Origin of the sequence: Mesorhizobium sp. M0058 (genome assembly GCF_040323095.1) — a bacterium.
Classification (GTDB): Bacteria; Pseudomonadota; Alphaproteobacteria; order Rhizobiales; family Rhizobiaceae; genus Mesorhizobium.
The window spans coordinates 34,464-50,904 of the sequence record NZ_JAMYUQ010000030.1 but is presented as its reverse complement, the minus strand read 5'-3'; the positions used below and the strand labels follow the sequence as shown (position 1 = coordinate 50,904).

General features: G+C 55.4%; 14 protein-coding genes and 1 pseudogene. 9 read left to right on the top strand and 6 right to left on the bottom strand.

Going from position 1 to position 16,441, the window contains the following annotated elements; genetic code table 11:
* Positions 1–140: 140 nt before the first annotated feature.
* The 3 genes from NKJ75_RS31405 to NKJ75_RS31395 all read right to left on the bottom strand — a co-directional run bounded on the left by NKJ75_RS31405 (position 141) and on the right by NKJ75_RS31395 (position 1,421).
* Positions 141–476 (bottom strand): hypothetical protein, encoded by a 336-nt coding sequence (locus NKJ75_RS31405; protein WP_352500653.1) that lies wholly within the window; start codon positions 474–476, stop codon positions 141–143.
* Between the two features lie 38 nt (positions 477–514).
* Positions 515–730: a hypothetical protein gene (locus tag NKJ75_RS31400; protein ID WP_352500652.1), complete on the bottom strand. Its 216-nt coding sequence runs from the start codon at positions 728–730 to the stop codon at positions 515–517.
* A 133-nt stretch (positions 731–863) separates the two neighbouring features.
* Positions 864–1,421 (bottom strand): amidohydrolase family protein, encoded by a 558-nt coding sequence (locus tag NKJ75_RS31395; protein WP_352500651.1) that lies wholly within the window; start codon positions 1,419–1,421, stop codon positions 864–866.
* Positions 1,422–2,230: 809 nt separating this feature from the next.
* Between NKJ75_RS31395 and NKJ75_RS31390 the strand changes: the two genes are divergently transcribed.
* The 9 genes and pseudogenes from NKJ75_RS31390 (at position 2,231) to NKJ75_RS31350 (ending at position 13,205) form a co-directional block, all read left to right on the top strand.
* Positions 2,231–3,175 carry an ABC transporter permease gene (locus tag NKJ75_RS31390; protein ID WP_352500650.1) on the top strand — a complete coding sequence of 315 codons (945 nt, stop codon included), beginning with the start codon at positions 2,231–2,233 and terminating at the stop codon, positions 3,173–3,175.
* Entirely contained in the window at positions 3,156–4,103 is a 948-nt protein-coding gene (locus tag NKJ75_RS31385; protein WP_352500649.1) for an ABC transporter permease, read from the top strand. The genes NKJ75_RS31390 and NKJ75_RS31385 overlap by 20 nt, the downstream gene beginning before the upstream one ends.
* A gap of 69 nt (positions 4,104–4,172) precedes the next feature.
* Positions 4,173–5,135, top strand: coding sequence for an ABC transporter ATP-binding protein (locus NKJ75_RS31380; RefSeq protein WP_352500648.1), 963 nt, complete (start codon positions 4,173–4,175; stop codon positions 5,133–5,135).
* On the top strand, positions 5,128–6,204 hold the full coding sequence (locus tag NKJ75_RS31375) for an oligopeptide/dipeptide ABC transporter ATP-binding protein (RefSeq protein ID WP_352500647.1): 1,077 nt from the start codon (positions 5,128–5,130) through the stop codon (positions 6,202–6,204). Before NKJ75_RS31380 ends, NKJ75_RS31375 begins: the two co-directional genes overlap by 8 nt.
* A gap of 222 nt (positions 6,205–6,426) precedes the next feature.
* Positions 6,427–7,944: an amidase family protein gene (locus NKJ75_RS31370; RefSeq protein ID WP_352500646.1), complete on the top strand. Its 1,518-nt coding sequence runs from the start codon at positions 6,427–6,429 to the stop codon at positions 7,942–7,944.
* A complete protein-coding gene (locus tag NKJ75_RS31365; RefSeq protein ID WP_352500645.1) occupies positions 7,935–8,921 on the top strand; it encodes a GlxA family transcriptional regulator in 987 nt (328 codons plus the stop codon). Before NKJ75_RS31370 ends, NKJ75_RS31365 begins: the two co-directional genes overlap by 10 nt.
* Before the next feature lie 11 nt (positions 8,922–8,932).
* A pseudogene (locus NKJ75_RS31360) lies at positions 8,933–9,049 on the top strand (IS110 family transposase); the annotation flags it as partial.
* A 377-nt stretch (positions 9,050–9,426) separates the two neighbouring features.
* Positions 9,427–10,992, top strand: coding sequence for an ABC transporter substrate-binding protein (locus NKJ75_RS31355; protein WP_352500644.1), 1,566 nt, complete (start codon positions 9,427–9,429; stop codon positions 10,990–10,992).
* 188 nt (positions 10,993–11,180) lie between these two features.
* Positions 11,181–13,205, top strand: a complete 2,025-nt coding sequence (locus tag NKJ75_RS31350) for a CocE/NonD family hydrolase (protein ID WP_352500643.1) — start codon at positions 11,181–11,183, stop codon at positions 13,203–13,205.
* 149 nt (positions 13,206–13,354) lie between these two features.
* Here the strand turns inward: NKJ75_RS31350 and NKJ75_RS31345 are convergent, their stop codons facing one another.
* From NKJ75_RS31345 to NKJ75_RS31335, 3 genes are all read right to left on the bottom strand, one after another.
* The gene (locus tag NKJ75_RS31345; RefSeq protein WP_352500642.1) at positions 13,355–14,575 is read right to left on the bottom strand and encodes an ATP-grasp domain-containing protein; all 1,221 of its coding nucleotides are present in this window, start codon (positions 14,573–14,575) and stop codon (positions 13,355–13,357) included.
* Between the two features lie 298 nt (positions 14,576–14,873).
* A complete protein-coding gene (locus NKJ75_RS31340; RefSeq protein ID WP_352500641.1) occupies positions 14,874–15,611 on the bottom strand; it encodes a class I SAM-dependent DNA methyltransferase in 738 nt (245 codons plus the stop codon).
* 600 nt (positions 15,612–16,211) lie between these two features.
* A complete protein-coding gene (locus tag NKJ75_RS31335) occupies positions 16,212–16,415 on the bottom strand; it encodes a hypothetical protein (RefSeq protein ID WP_352500640.1) in 204 nt (67 codons plus the stop codon).
* Positions 16,416–16,441: the final 26 nt, after the last annotated feature.

Sequence of the window (16,441 nt, the reverse complement as noted above, 5' to 3'; positions counted from 1 at the left end):
AAAACACCACTGACGCTTACACGAGAGCGTCAGAAGACACAGCCGACGACGTCGGCGCTGATATCAGTGCGCCTCTTTACCCTGGCAGCCGAAAAGAACAAACAAAATCAACGCAAAATGCTTCCCGCGCACAGGTCTCATTATCTCGACCTCGCGCTCACGGTGCTGCAACCTGGCCAGCGATCAACCCCGTCGACATCCGTATAGCTGCCGAGCTGCTCATCGGCGTAGGCTTGCGTCGCCGAGTCGAGGGGGCAGTAACTAAGCCTCGTCTCTTCGGTCCCCGTGTCGAACGACGGTACCGGTTCGTCATCGGGCAACTCCAGCAGCGCCGCGTGTGCGGCCGTCTTGTCGGCGCGAAGGTTTTGCAAGGAGGTCATGCGGGTGTAGTTCATCGGCACGTAGTACGGAACCTGGTTGCCGCCCGCGCGGGCCAGTTCGGCGATGGCTGCGGCGCGACCGAACCCATCGCCCATGAGGCAACGACCGGCATGCGGCCAAAGCGCTCCTTGGTCTAGGAGGTCGCAGCGAGCACCTCGGCCTTCTGGCCCTCGAGGCTAATGTTCGTCACTGTGAGGTCGCCGCGCTTGACGGTGTTGCGCACGTCCTTATTCTTGAAGAAGTTGGCGACGTCATAGGTCATCACGCGATAGCCGCGCCCGGCCAGGGCCTTGCCCACCAACTGGCCGTACATACTGGTGCCGCCGGTGAAGCCCGAGTTGAAGACCACCGGAGGGAGTTTTTGCTGCTCATCGCTCCGATGGCAAGGCGGAAGACCCGTCCATGCAGGCGATGGGTGCCGTCGTGGTAGGCCACAGGGAAGGCGATATCTTCTTCAATCAGGATGGTCATGGTTTTTCCCTTCAAGGGGAGGTGGGAAAGATCTCGGCGGATGCGCCACGAAGCAGCGCATCCGCTGTGGTGCCCGTCCGTGCGGCGGTGGCGCGGGCAAGCCGCGCGACGAAGTCGAACGCAGCCGCAGGAGTGAAGTGATTGGCGTAGGCCCGGCCCTCCCGGCCGGCTCTGACGTGGGGGGCGTCGCTGGCCTCCAGCAGCAGCCTGTGCGCACCCACCCGCTTGACGATCTGGACAGCGAAAGGCACCGCGGCCACCGCATCGATCGCCGTGCGGTATCCAGGTCCCTTAAAGTACACGTTGCCACGCTCACTGGCCTCGCGGAGCAAAGCGGCGAATGCATGGTCGTCAACGCCCCGCTCGGGATGGCACGTGCCAAGGTGGTCAATCAGGACAGGAACTCGTTCGGGCAGTTGTCTCAGCACCTTCAGGTTGACCGCGGCTTCCTGCGCATACACATGCACATGCTGGTCAGCGCGCAACCGCGCGAAAAGCTGCGGCCAGTCGGCACGGGTATAGGTATAGGCATCATCCCTGATCGCCTCGGGAGTCGCGTCATGAAGCACGATACGAACACCCTACACCTGCGGATGCGCCAAGCGTCCGGCGCTCGCATAGAGAGGATCGGCCAGGATCGTGCCGACCAGCCGGACGCTCCCGTAGCGTAAGGAATCGCGCTCCTGTAAGCCTGCCATCTCGGTCAAAGGAGGCAAACACGTTCTCGGAGTCAGGCAGAATACTCAGGTGAACATTGTTGAGCAGAGTGAGCTTCACCCCAGCATTAATCAAAGCGTCGAGATAAACACTAAGAGGATGCGGAGCAGGCAATGCGTAGGGGTATCCACACCCGCAACGCGCAGATCTCCGGCTGTGTAGAAGTGCGCATGAGCATCAATCCGTGGCGATACAAGCTTCATCATCGGCCGCTCCATAGAACGACTGAACGATATCCGTCTCCCGGCCCACTTGCCTTCTGACAGTTCGACAAACCATATCAAAAAGTCGCCAGCTTCCGATCGCCGGGCCCACGACCGGGTGTCGAACATCGCCAGCATCGGGACTGAATGACTGGGTGGAGAACACTAACCAGCCAACCCGTCGCCTCAACCTCGTTTTTTTAGTGGCCGAGTGCTTTCTCTCGAAAGATCCGCGGATAGTATCGTCGCAGAAGGTGCTGCGGCTCCGGCATCACCTTGCGGGCAGCAGCTCGACCACCACCGCTATTGCTGCCGGTTCGCATCTCTGGCTCCAACTCTGGCTCCAACGCAAGCAAGTGTCTGTCGTATTCCTTGACGATGGCGTCGTATTTTTGGACCGGGGGCCGTGCGAGGCAATGTAAGTTCCAGGGCTCGACGGTGCGAACGGAACCAAAACAATGTTGATCTATGGTCTGCAACGTGTGGGGTTGGCGGCTCTGATATGTGTCACGTCAATGTGCGTTTTGTTCGGAGCATTCCGTTTGATACCTGGCGACCTCGCGACCATCATGTTAGGTCCTCGTGCCACTGAAGAAATGCGCGCCAATCTGAATAGAGATATGGGTCTCGATAGACCGCTCCCCATGCAGCTTGCCAAATTCCTGGGTGGGGCAGTCCGTGGTGATCTTGGTACTGACCCGCTAACCAAGCACAGCGTTGGTTCTATTATTGTGGAGAATCTCCCATATACTCTGGTACTCATGTTAAGCGGCCTCACATGGTCGGCGCTAGTGGGAATTCCACTCGGTTGCTACTCGGCAATTCGACGCAACAGCTGGATCGATCGCCTTACCGGGGTGCTCTCGGTAGGTACGATTTCCATCCCTTCGTTCGTCGTTGCAATCTACGCGTTGCTGTTTTTTGCCATTCAGCTCAAATGGTTTCCAGTCATCGGCGCAGGCGAGCAAGGAGATTTGCGTGATCAGCTATGGCATCTAGTGTTGCCGAGCTTCGCTGTTGGGCTTGGGTGGGTAGGATATCTGTCCCGCTTGGTGCGTGCTTCGATGCTTGAGGTAATGGGCGAGAACCACATACGGACGGCGCGCGCTTTCGGTTTGCCGGAAACCAAGATCATTCTCCAGTACGCGCTCAGAATAGCGATTCTACCCACTGTAACGATGCTTGCGCTTGCAATAGGCAGTTTATTCTCAAGCGCTGTTTTCGCCGAAAACATCTTTTCTCGCCCCGGCCTTGGGAAGGTGATTGTCGACTCCGCTTTTGTGCACAACTATCCGGTTGTCCAGGGTGCAGTGCTAACGACCGTCGTAATCTTCGTTTTCGTTATGCCGATCTCCGATTTCCTTGTCGCATGGATGGATCCTCGTGTACGCTCAACGCTCTGAACCATCGGTCGACGTCATCGATGCGCCCCCGCCAACGTCGTCATGCTTGGCGGTCGTTGCCTTGCGTCGGCTGCGGAGTGATCCGCTTGGGGTTCTAGGCCTGCTCATTGTACTGACAGTAACCATTTGCGCTATCGTGGGGCCAGTGATCACACCATATGATCCTTTTAAGATCAACATCACGGAGCGGTTTCGTCCCCCTTTGGTCATCGGCTTGTTCGACGATAGAGAGCGGACGGAAGGTATCTCCAATCATTTTTTCGGAACCGACAATCTCGGGCGCGATGTTTTTAGTCGTGTACTGGCGGGCACTCGGGTTGCAATTGGCGTCGGCGGCGGTTCGATTATCCTAGCGTTCGCTATTGGCCTGATATTAGGCCTCATCGCAGGCTACGGACCGCGTTGGCTCGATAGTTTCTTGCTCCTGTTGTTTGACTCGATCTACTCCTTCCCCACGGTGATACTCGGGCTCATGGTCATGACCTTGCTTGGCCCTAGCATCGCGGCCTTGGTATTTATCATGGTAATAATCCAAGCGCCGGGATATGCCCGTCTAGTTCGCACCGCAACGCTCTCGATCAAGAGTTCCGAGTACATCCTCGCCATTCAGTCACTGGGTGGCTCTCCAAGTCGAATCCTACTGGTGCACATACTGCCCAATATCGTTGGCCCACTCCTCATTGTTGCCAGCATGGACATACCAGCGATGATCGCGCTGGAGGCGGGTCTCACCTATCTTGGACTTGGCATTCCACCTCCGGCGCCGAGTTGGGGGCGTATTCTGCAGGAGGGCTTCGGGAGCATTCGGGAGGCGCCGTGGATCGTCATTGCGGGTGGTATTCCGCTTGTTGTGACTACGCTTGGATTCACTTTTCTCGGTGAAGCGCTACGTGACCTCCTTGATCCAAAGCTCCGTCGGATCGTATGAGCCATGAGTCTCGTATCTACGTCAAAGCTCGAACTGTCCAGAGTCATCAAAGCAGGAAATGTCTTGGAGGTGCGTGACCTCAGCATTCGCTTCCAGGCCCCACGCGGCCCGATATTGGCACTTCGTGGTATCAACCTCGATGTGCCGCGGGGAAGTGTCGTTGGGTTGGTAGGTGAAAGCGGATCAGGAAAGTCCACGCTCGCATTAGCGATTATGGGATTGTTATCTGATAATGCTTGCATCTCCGAAGGCACCATTAGCTTTCTAGGCCGCGATCTACGAACACTCAAACCCGCTGAGCTCCGGAGCTTGCGCGGTGATCGGATATCGATGGTTTTTCAAGATCCCATGACATCTCTTAGTCCCGTGCGGACAATCGGGCAGCAGATGGTGGACGTTCAGTACCGCAAGCGCGAAGTTTCTTCAAATGGCAAGCAACAGAGGGCGGCAGAGATGCTGCGCCGTGTTGGTATCCCAGATCCAGAGCACCAGCTTAACCGATATCCCCACCAGTTTTCAGGCGGTATGCGGCAGCGTATAGCCATCGCCATGGGAGTTCTGGAGCGACCGGATTTATTGGTTGCCGACGAGGTGACCACTGCGCTAGATGCAAGCCTGGAGGTTCAGATAACACACTTGCTCCGCGAGTTTCGTCGGGAGTTTGATACGTCAATCTTGTTTATCTCGCATAACCTTGGACTGATCGCTGAATTGTGTGACATTGTAGTCGTGATGTATGCCGGCGAGGTGGTAGAGCATGGGACCGTGCACGACATTTTCCACCGACCTCGACATCCTTATACCCAAGCGTTGCTGGAATGCGATCCGGCCCGGATTGAAACAATTCGGCGCGATTTGCCGACAATTGCCGGAGATGTGCCGAATCTATTGCGCGTGCCTTTCGGCTGCGTCTTCGCGCCGCGTTGCCCAAAAGTCTTTGATCTATGCCATGCAGTCCATCCAGTGGACTACCAGGTACACCCAAGACACCTAGCTCGTTGCCATTTGCGTGGGAACCAGGGCAATGAGTGAATCGAGGGCCATAACTCCGAGCAAGTCTATCACCTCCCTTTTGGAGGTTGAGAATGTCCACGTACGTTATCCAATGGTTGGGCCGATTGTAGCCACGGTTCTGCGATGGCCAAACCGTTTTCTTGATGCAGTGATCAACGTGTCGTTCAAGTTGCGCCTTGGCACAACGTTGGCGCTGGTGGGCGAGAGCGGCTCGGGAAAAAGCACGCTGGGGCGCGCTATTACTGGTCTGGTTCCCCTGGCTGCTGGCCGAGTACGATTCGAAGGTCAAGAACCGCTGAATAGCAATTCTCGCAGCAGAATGGCCTACCGCCGGGACGTGGCGATGATGTTCCAGGATCCAATCGCGAGCCTGAGCCCGCGACGTACAGTGCGCTCCTTAATCACCGAGCCTTTCATTATTCATGGGCTGAGTCGTCGCGACCTCGATGCTGAGGCCCACCGGCTCTTGGGCTTGGTTGGCTTGCCTAAAGACTTCGGTGAGCGCTATCCGCATCAACTGTCGGGCGGCCAAGCACGTCGTATCGGGGTCGCGCGGGCGCTGGCACTCTCACCCAAGCTTATTGTCGCCGATGAACCCACCGCGGGGCTCGACGTATCGGTCCAGGGTGAGGTCTTGAATTTGATGACACGGCTGCAGCGTGAATTTGGACTTAGTTATCTCATCATCACTCACAACCTCGCCGTAGTTCGCCATGTTAGCGATGAGATGGCCGTCATGTATATGGGACGTTTCGTCGAGCAAGGAACAACGCGGGAGATTTTTAAACATCCGTCCCATCCATATACCGCGGGACTCCTGGCTGCCCAACCACATCCCGATCCTGATAGACGCCGCGAAGAACTACCGCTCTTGGGTGAAGTGCCAAGTTTAGCCTTTCGACCGCCTGGCTGCGAGTTCCATACGCGCTGCCCACAAGGGAAGACATTGTGTCAACAGGAGCTGCCATTAGTTCATCAAAGGTCACCGACTCACTTCCATCGATGTCACTTTCCCTTAGTGGACGCGCCGGACCGAGGGGATTCCTTGCGTTTAAAGACGATAACACACGCAAAGCGGCCCATTTGACGCCGCCACTTCGCGAAGCGGGCACTCGGTGCGGTTCATCGCCGTTATGTGTTGGCGCGGTTGAACGGATTGGCTTGCATCGTCGGCGTGTTCTTCGACCGCGCAACCCATTGGACCGCTGGTACCTGCTGCCTCCTCGACCCAAACCAACAGCTGCCCCCGCGATAGCTTGGGGCGGACGTGAGCTACGGGCGTCAGGCCAACTGATCGGAAGTTTCGAGCATGACCACTCCGTTTGAGATTTGCGAAGCCACTATCCCCGAGCTGCAGGTTGCGATGGCTTCAGGTCGCGTAACAGCTCAAGGCCTCGTCGATGCTTACCTTGCGAGGATAGAAGCGTATGATCGAAAGGGTCCCTGCCTTAACGCAGTAATTCGATTGAATGAGTTCGTCTATGATGCCGCCGCCGCGCTCGATGATGAGAGGCGGGCTGGTCGGGTGCGGGGGCCAATGCACGGAGTGCCCATCATCCTGAAAGACAACTTTGCGACATCGGATATGCCTACATCGGCGGGCTGCGCTGCATTAGCTAAGCTGTGGCCACGGAATGATGCCTTTCAGGTGAAAAAAATGCGTGAGGCGGGTGCAGTCATCTTGGGCAAAGCAAGCATGGATGATCTTGGCGAGAACATAACCGGCACAAGCTCATTGGGTGGCCAGACGCGCAATCCGTACGATCTAAACAGAATTCCTGGAGGCTCAAGTGGAGGTAGTGGTGTAGCCACTGCGGCGAGTCTTGCCGCCATTGCATACGGTACCGATACAGGGGGATCTATCCGCATACCCGCAGCTTACAATAACTTATTTGCGTTGCGGCCGACAAAGGGGCTGTCGAGTAACAGGGGTATCATACCTTACTCGCATACGCACGACACGGCAGGGCCGCTCGCCCGTACAGTAATCGATCTCGCGGTTGGACTTGAAGCGACGGTCGGACCAGATCCTGCCGATCCAAGAACGAGAGGGGCGGCATGCCGTGTGCCGTCCTTTATTGGAGCACTTAATGCGGCAGCTCTAAAGGCCGCCCGACTGGGCATCGTCGGTAACTTCTTCCGCGAAGCGGACGATGCGGAGGCGATGGGGGTCGTAAAAGCGGCAGTGAAGCGATTGAAAGAGTGTGGTGCGGTCACTCTTGCAATCGAACTCCCAACTCTGCTGGAGGTCTCGGATGGTGTAGTGTGGGATTTCGAGTTTAGGCTCGATCTAGCGGATTACCTTGCCGGTATCCCAGGCGCTCCTGTGTCCTCACTGTCGGAGATCTTGAGGCAAGGATCGTTTAATCCAGAGCTGCGAGAACAACTGGAGCTTGCGAATACCTTCGCTGGTGAAGACAGTTCCGAATACCGCCTAGCGCTCGCGCGTCGACAAATCATTCAGCGCGCGCTCTTGAGTGTTTTTGACTTGTACGGGTTAGATGCTCTCGTTTATCCGACACTTCCAAGTAGGCCTACCCTCATCGGCAGTGCATCGCCCAAAACGAACACCAGACTTAGCGCTGTAACTGGATTTCCGGCAATTGCGATGCCTGCAGGATTCACCTCGGACAATCTGCCGATTGGCATGGAGTTGCTTGGCCGTCCGCTGGCGGACGATCGCCTAGTCGCATTGGCTTATGCCTACGAACAAGCATTTAGGCCGAGAAGATCGCCTAACACTACGCCACCCCTGGTGGGCGCCAAGTCGCTAGACTACGAAGGCTACGTCACTTTGCTTGAGGCAGGGAGGGACATATGCCGATAACCCAAGATACCGTCTTTGATGCGGACGAGAAACCGCAGGTCTTTGTCTTTCTTTTGGTACCCGGTCTCTCTCTAATGAGCATGGCCTCGGCGATTGAGCCGCTTCGCGGCCTCAACCGATTGATACAGCGGCCCGCTTTCCTGTGGCGATTAGCAAGTCCGAGCGGCGTCGATATTGAAACCTCAAGTGGTATTCCGCTGCCGACGCTTGAGCCTGAAGCAGCGCTCCGCGATGCAAACTATCTCTTCGTCTGCGCGGGTTTGCACACTGACTTGAATGATGAAAAAAGCTACCTGACGATTATCCGAGAAGCAGTGCGTCGTAGACTCGCGGTTGGATCACTCTCAACCGGCACGCGGCTACTGGCGAGGGCGGGCGTGCTCTCAGGCTATCGGTGCACAATACATTGGGAGAGTCGTTCTGCGTTTCAAGAAGAGTTCCCCGATCTTAACTGCACGAAGCGGGTTTATGAAATCGACCGCGATCGCTTGACCTGTTCGGGTGGTACTGCGGCCATGGATATGATGTTGCATCTGATTTCGATGCGTTTCGGCATGGATCTTGCTCGGGGCGTAGCCAACCAGTTTCACCATGAGCATATCCGAAATGAGAATGAAGATCAGTTCGGTGGCCGTCTAGAACATCTTGCATATCTGCCAGACAAAGTGCGATGCGCAATCGATCTAATGCAGCGTCATGTTGAGGAGCCGATACCAGTTCCGCACATTGCCATACGGGTGGGACTTTCGGTGCGTCAGCTAGAGCGCCGATTCAAAAGACACGCCGGCCTGACGCCCCAGCGGTATTATATGCAGCTCCGTGTTGAGCGTGGGCGCGAGCTTCTCATCTACTCCAGCCTATCTGTGATCAACGTAGCTCTATCTTGCGGGTTCGATTCAGCCTCCCATTTCTCGACGTGGTATAAGCGGATTTTCGGAAAGAGGCCATCTGAATCGAGAGACAATCGGACACCCTAAATGTGGAGCCTCATATCAGAACGGGTCGAAGCAGATATGGTTCCCGATGGCTCATCGAGCTCCCGCAACGGAAAAAACCGAAGCTGGTTGCGGTGGCGCTGGCCATCAAGATCGCCCGTATTGCCTAGAAGCTCATGGTAAGCAGCGAGCGGTATCGGCAGATGCATAACCTGGTGTGTGGACCGGCTTGGCTTGGGGCAATCTAGGGGCCGATGAGGTGGAAGCGCGCGAAAATCCATCGGGGCTCGCGGCGACGACGTTGTCCAGCCGCATCAGGAAGCCGATATACGTCAACAGTTGTGACCGACGATCTCAATCTAGCCGACCTGTTGCAATCGGATGGGCGTCGCAAATCTCGAGAAACCCGTCGATCTTCTGATGCCCAGGCCGCGAAAAAGCTGCGAGAAAAAGCTGCTAAAAGAATAATGGGGATTGTCGACCGAGGCACCAGCGTGGCTCTAGCCGGCTAAATTCGAGAACAAAGCCCACGACAGGGAGGGAAGCAATGAGGGACATTTCTGCTAATCGCCGCCAAGTGTTGGCTGGTGCGGGTGTGCTGGCAACGACTGCAGCGCTGGGACTAAAGCCTGCGGCTGTGCTCGCTGCTGTTGACGGCACTCTGAAAGTTCGTGTCCGTAGTGATCTACAGAGCCTCGACCCGGGATATTTTGTCGGCACTGATATCGAAGCTGGAATTATTTATGCTTGCTTGCCGAGATTGGCGGTGACAATCAGGGACGCCGCGGGCAACTGGGGCTGGCGAGCATCAGACAATGTCGAAAATATTGGGATTGTAGACCAAACCCATATCGTTTTTTCACTAAAGCCGGGGCAGATGTGGAGTGGCGATTTGGGTGAGTTGACAGCAGATGATGTTAAGTACTCTTTTGAACGACTGCTAACCTCTGATTGGAAGGACAAATTCTCGAGCATCGAACGTGTTGACGTCAAGGACAAGTATAGCGGTGTCGTCATACTGAAAGACGTTTTTCCTGGTCTCTTTCTCACAGGACTTGCTAATTATCCTGCGGCGATCTTGCCAAAAGCGGCCATGACTAACATCAAGGACGGCAGGTTCACGACTGACCTTCCTGGTCAGCTGGGCCCCTACACTCTAGTCTCCTGGACACCAAATCAAAAAGCAGTACTCAAGGCGAATCCTCAGTGGAAAGGGAAGAAGCCAGCATTCAGCGAGATTGAGATGTTGGTTGTCGCTGACAGAAAATCCGCTGAACTTGCATTCGAGGCCCACGAAGTTCAGTTGACGGAAATCTCCGCCGAGACCGCTGCTCGCTACCGTTCCTCTCCTCCGGCGAATGCGAAGCTGATTGAACTGCCCGGCTTTACGTACACTTGGATGGGGATGAATACCGAACATCCCAAGTTGCAAGACCCACGGGTGCGGAAGGCGATTCAGCGCGCCGTTGATGTCACATCGGTGCTCCAGGGGGCGTACAGTGGCCTCGCACCCAAAGCATTTGGAGTAGTCTTCGGAGGCGTTGTAGGCCATCGAGGCAAGTCAAATTACAAATACGCACCTGACGAAGCGCGTTCGCTTCTAAAGGAGGCCGGAGTTTCTGGCTTGTCGCTCTCGCTAGTGGTGCTGACCTCTGAAGAAGCGCATGTAGCTGCGGCACAGATCATCCAGGCCAATCTGGCAGATGTTGGAATCGAGGCAAATATCGTCCCCACAAATGGAGGTGTATATTGGAATCTCGGTCAGGAATCCAAAGGCGATGACTGGAAAAAACTAGAGATGTGGATAATGGAATTCTCCGGTGAACCAGATCCCGCGGGAATACTCCAGTGGTTTAAAAAAGACCAAATTGGCATATGGAACTGGGAACGTTGGAGCGATCCAGAGTTTGAGGATCTGTGGTCGAAGGGACTCGTCGAACAGAATGCCGATAAACGGGCGCCTATCTATGTGCGTATGCAGGAGATCATGGAGGATACGGGCGCTTATTGTTGGTTGACGTTCCCTCCCTCATTCTGTGTCAGTTCAGATAAGGTCGGGCCGGCTTTTGATGCCACGGCAAGGCCAATGTTTCCTTACTTTCGCGAGACTTGACGTATGCGCAAGCATAACGCGACCCCAAAACCCGGAACAAGAACCTCGCTCGGCTGGTTTCTGTATTAGGCAGCAACCTACTACTGCTATCCTTTAGCAGCTTCATTCTTCAAACCGGACACTTGTGTCAGGCGAAGGGCGTCTGCCGACTTCGTCTAACGTCTTAATCGGACTCTTAGGATTCAAAAATGAAGATCGTGACGGATTTCCCACGAAAAGTTCGTGAGATCGAGAACATGTTCATCCCCCTTTCTGACGGCACGCGGCTAGCCGCGCGCATCTGGCTTCCGGAGGACGCAAAAAGCGATCCCGTGCCAGTGATCCTTGAGTACATCCCATATGGTAAGCGCGATGGAAGTACATCCGGACGGGATACAAGTACCTATCAGTACTATGCAGGTCATGGTTATGCTGGGGTGCGTGTGGACCTGAGAGGCACGGGCGAGTCGGATGGGTTGCTTGCGGACGAATATGCAAAGCAGGAGCAGGATGACTGCATCGAGGTTCTCGCCTGGCTGGCAAAGCAGCCTTGGTGCACCGGCGCATGTGGGATGATTGGTATTTCATGGGGCGGGTTCAATGGATTGCAGGTTGCTGCGAGGCGCCCCCCGGAATTGAAAGCGGTAGTTACACTGTGCTCTACTGATGATCGATATCGAGACGACATTCATTACCTGGGCGGATGCCTGCTGCTTCGGAATATTACATGGGCAGAGGAAATGGCTGCGGTATTGTCCCACGTGCCCGATCCGGCGGTGGTGGGAGAGCGTTGGCGGGATATGTGGCTTAAGCGATTGGAGAACCAACCTCTGATGCTGGACAATTGGCTTGAGCATCAGCGTCGGGACGCTTATTGGAAACACGGTTCGGTTTGTGAGGACTACACAAGCATCCTTTGTCCTGTCTACGCGGTTAGCGGTTGGCCCGACGGATACACCAACACCGTGCCGCGGCTTCTATCCGAATTGAATGTACCCCGAAAAGGACTAATGGGTCCTTGGGGTCATCAATACCCCCATATGCCGAACGCTTTACCGGGCCCACAAATTGGATTTCTGCAGGAGTGTCTAAGATGGTGGGATCACTGGCTGAAGGGCAAGGACACCGGCATCATGGATGAACCGATGTATCGCGTCTGGATGTATGAATCTGCGCGACCGAAGACTTTCTATAGCGAACGTCCAGGTCGCTGGATTGCCGAACCGTCTTGGCCTAGTCCCCATATTAAGCCGCAATCTTTGATGCTCAATGTAGGTACGCTTTCTATAACGCGCGGACCAGAAACTGAACTGACAATCCGCTCGCCTCTTCATACGGGCGCTGCTGCTGGCCGTTTTAGCGCATGGGGCGTTCCCGGCGATTTGCCGGCGGACCAGCGCGAGGACGACGGGAAATCCTTGTGCTTCGATAGTGAGCCGCTCGAGGGGAGATTGGAGATTCACGGCGCCCCTGTCGTCGAGCTGGAAATATCGAGCGACAAACCTGTGGCACAGATCTGTGTGCGCTTAAACGATGTCGCGCCGGATGGTGCTTCCACGCGGGTCAGCTACGGCTTGCTCAATCTCACACATCGTGACAGCCATGAAGCGCCGACTGCGCTGGAACCCGGGAAGCGGTATAGGGTTCGGGTGCAGTTAAAGGACTCGGCTTATGCCTTTCCACCCGGAAACCGAATTCGTGTGGCTGTGAGTTCAGCTTATTGGCCGCTGGTCTGGCCAAGTCCGGAACCAGTCACAGTCAGTGTTATTGCTGGCGCAAGCAAATTGGAATTGCCCACGCGAGCTCCGCGTCCAGAAGACGATGACTTGAAACCGTTCCTGCCCGCCGAATCCGCTCCTTTGGAGCAAGCTACGATCCATCGCGACTTCTCAACACGAGAAACAACCACCCGTGATCTGGTGACGGGGGAAACGACGTATGTTCTCGCTAGGGACTATGGATCTCAGACCATCGAGCATATAGGATTAGAAACAGAAGGCGGAAAGCGTGAGACATTCCGCATTGGAGAGGATGGCCCGTTAACGGCAAGGGTGGAGATTGAGAACTGGCACCGGCGGGGACGCGGTGATTGGCAGGCGCATGCTAAGTCTCGTACCTCTTTCCGGGCCACTGAGACCGAATTCATCATCGAGGCTCAGCTAGACGCTTTTGAGGGTGACAAGCGCATTATTTCTAGAAACTGGGACCTTAGGAAGAAAAGAGAGCTAATATAGGGCTGCGGTTGGATGCTGGTGATGACATGGCGTCGTGGGGGGGGGGCTCACTTCCGGCAGGCCGCTGCTCCCGATGATCTAATTCTGGTCGGCGACGATAACCTTGGATCTGGCGCCCCCGCATCGGTGAGAAGGGGCCGAAGATGTTCCTAGTCGCCAGCTATCGGAAGTGGCGTAATGCACCAATCGATTGAGTCGACGGCACGTTGAAGTATCGCGTCGGTCTGAGCATTCGTAGGTGAAGAAGCGATGATATGTCCGATGCAGTCTCGGTAATCGCCTTTCCTGGCGATTTGCGTCTTGGGCTTAACATAAACTTTGACCTCGGCGACACCATGTATAGCAGCGGCCTGGCTACCGCCATCGATCCAATCGAGGGTGCCATCGCAATCAGCAATCAGGAACCGCGCGGCCGCAAAGTGGGATTGTCTTTTGCGCATATCGCATTCATCGCCGATGACAAGCTTGATGTGCTCTGTGATGAGATCGATGCCGTAAGCCAGCTCGACTAGTTGAGGTGTAGGCGAGCCCGCAAGTCGCGGATTGACTTCAATGACGACTGGGCCGCGCTTCGTCCACCGGAGTTCAATGTTTGTGGGCCCCCAGCCAAGGCCGAGAGCCGACAAGCAGCTCAGCGAAACATCGGCGATGCGCTTGTGCTTGTCATCGGTAAGCAGTGCCGGATAGCTCCACTTATAGTAGACGAAATGCGGTGGCGGGCCGAAATCACCGGAGCCGATCCAAACGAGCTCGTTGCCCATTGTTTCGGCGCAATACTGAGGGCCTTGTGCGAATTCTTCGACCAGTATCATCGGCGAAGACCGCCTTTGCTCTTCATCCAATAGATAGGTGGTATGTTCGGCCACCTCAGCGAGGCTGCGGCACAATCGGACACCGACGCTGCCGATCCCTACGGCTGGCTTGACGACCACCGGCATGCCGATTTTCGTCGCAGCGCTTTCTATTTCCATCGCATTCGCTGCCAGGATGTAAGCAGGTATCGGAACGCCGGCCTCTGCTAAGAGCCGACGTTGAATGAATTTGTCGCAACACCGCGCAATCGATTCAGGGTTGGGTCCCGGTAGGTCGAAATGCCGGCAGAGCTTACCAACTGTTGCATAGGCCGATTCGCGGGCCGACGTAATGCCAGAAATCTCATAGGTAGCACGTAGTCGGGAACATTCACTGACCACCTCATCGTAATTATCTGTATCGACCGTGATGGCCTTAAGCTCCTCCCCTGCAAGGTAGCCGTCTTGGGTTGGGTTAGCCGAGAGGACAATCGGATCAAGACCAAGGCGCTTTGCGGCTTGAGCGTAGCGCGGAGTATTACTCGCGCCTTCAATCATAATAAGTGCTCTTTTTGTCATGTTCTTGGACCTTTGTTGCGTGCTGCCAAGCTGCCCGAGCCAACGCAGAACCAGGCTGCTAACTCAGAAATCACATTGAACGTACCTGTCTCAGTAATTTCGGTCGCAAAGAGTTGGATAAGGCATACCCTCTAGGCCCGATCTCGTTGCTCCTCCGCGGCCGCTGCCTGAAGGGCCAACGGCTGCGCTCAAAGGCACCGTTCGGACATTTGAAGATAGCTGGGCTGCCGCCCGTAATCAAAAGTTACACCCCATCCTTGTGCTGGTGGCGACCGAATGGCCGCCGAAAGGTGCGGGACTAAAGGCCGGCCCGGCGGTAAACCGAGATGTGACGTCGGGATTCTTCGTTGAAAGCACCTCTAGCCCAATCTCCCCACCGTTCCGCTAGCTTCAATCCCACACATTCGGCCATCGTATCGAGTTCCTGATGATAAACATAACGAGAGCGATACGGCAAACTTCTGACCGATGTACCAGAAAACCAGAGGAGGGTTGAGACTAGGTTCTGGTTTAGCGGATCGTGTACATCTGCATTGATAAACGTATTCTCGTGATCCATGAACGTAGTAGTAGTTTTCTGGCCGCTGACGAAACCAACCATGTCCGGCACAGGTATTTCTAGCACCAAAGTGCCCTCATCATGCAGTGCCTCAGCGGAAGACCGGAGACAACCTATCTGCGCTTCGCGGGTGATGAGCACTGTGAACGTATTATAAGCGCAATATATCAAATTGTAGCGTTTATCCGATCTGAAATTGGCAATGTCGCCATTCCACGTCTTGATCAGGTCGGTACGTTTCTCGAGAAGTTTCAACATATTATCAGAATTGTCGATACCTTCGACCCTGACGCCCCGGTCGCTCAACGGCACTGCCACGCGGCCGTCGCCAATACCAAGTTCAAGAGCACTCCCTCCACTGCAATATCGCTCGAGAAATGCGGCAGTCTCGTCTGCTTCAGCTACTCGACCATGGATGCTGGTAAATTGTTCATAAATCGAAGACCAATTCTCGTTGTAGGCGAAGTAATCAGGCATATTATATTCTCCTGTCTGGCTTTCTTGTTCACATTGTATACGTACTAGTCGAGACCTCCTCGTACTCCCGTCACGGAATTCGACTGTTTCGGAGCCACGCCGCACGGTTCATTCTGATGGATTGAACTCGTGACAACCCGTCGCTGTCCCGAGCCATCGACCAAGCCTGAGAAGGTTTCACAGAGATTCCACGGAAAACGCGTACCCGTAGAACTGAGCGAGAGTCTGGTGATCCGGCTCACGCAGCAGGACCAAATCGCCGACAACCTCGCTGTATCGAGCCGTCGAACAATAACCGGTCGAAGGATCTCGTGTTGGTCAAGCTTTCAAACGAAAATCTCAGCAACGACATCAAACGGGTCCGTGTTTGGGCGAATGTCAACGCTTAAGTCGCAAGAGCCATGCCAACCAAAAAGCAAATGTGATTCAATACGTTGGCTTTTGTTGCCTGACTCGGTCTGTTTGCCGTGGCGCAATTTTGTCAAGGTTCCGACAATGAACGAGCGAATTGCGTCGGAAAGCCTCCTTGAATGAGCGTAATCGCGGGTGGCGCCTCTCGCATTCCGGGCGGCAGTTCCCCAACCTGACCATGTCGATGAATCAGGCAGCGCCGTCCGGCACGACGCGGCCGGTCTGGCACAAATCGGCCGGACAGGATGGTTCGAGGAAGTCTACATCAAGACCATCCGCCTCGAACGACAGATGACCACCTTGCGGCGCGGCATCTGCCGGCTGATCGACAGCTAGGCGGAGGGCGTCATCGACAAGGCGGAATTCGAACCGCGTATCGCTGGCCTGAAACAACGCCTCTCCCAGCTTCAGGAGCGGCA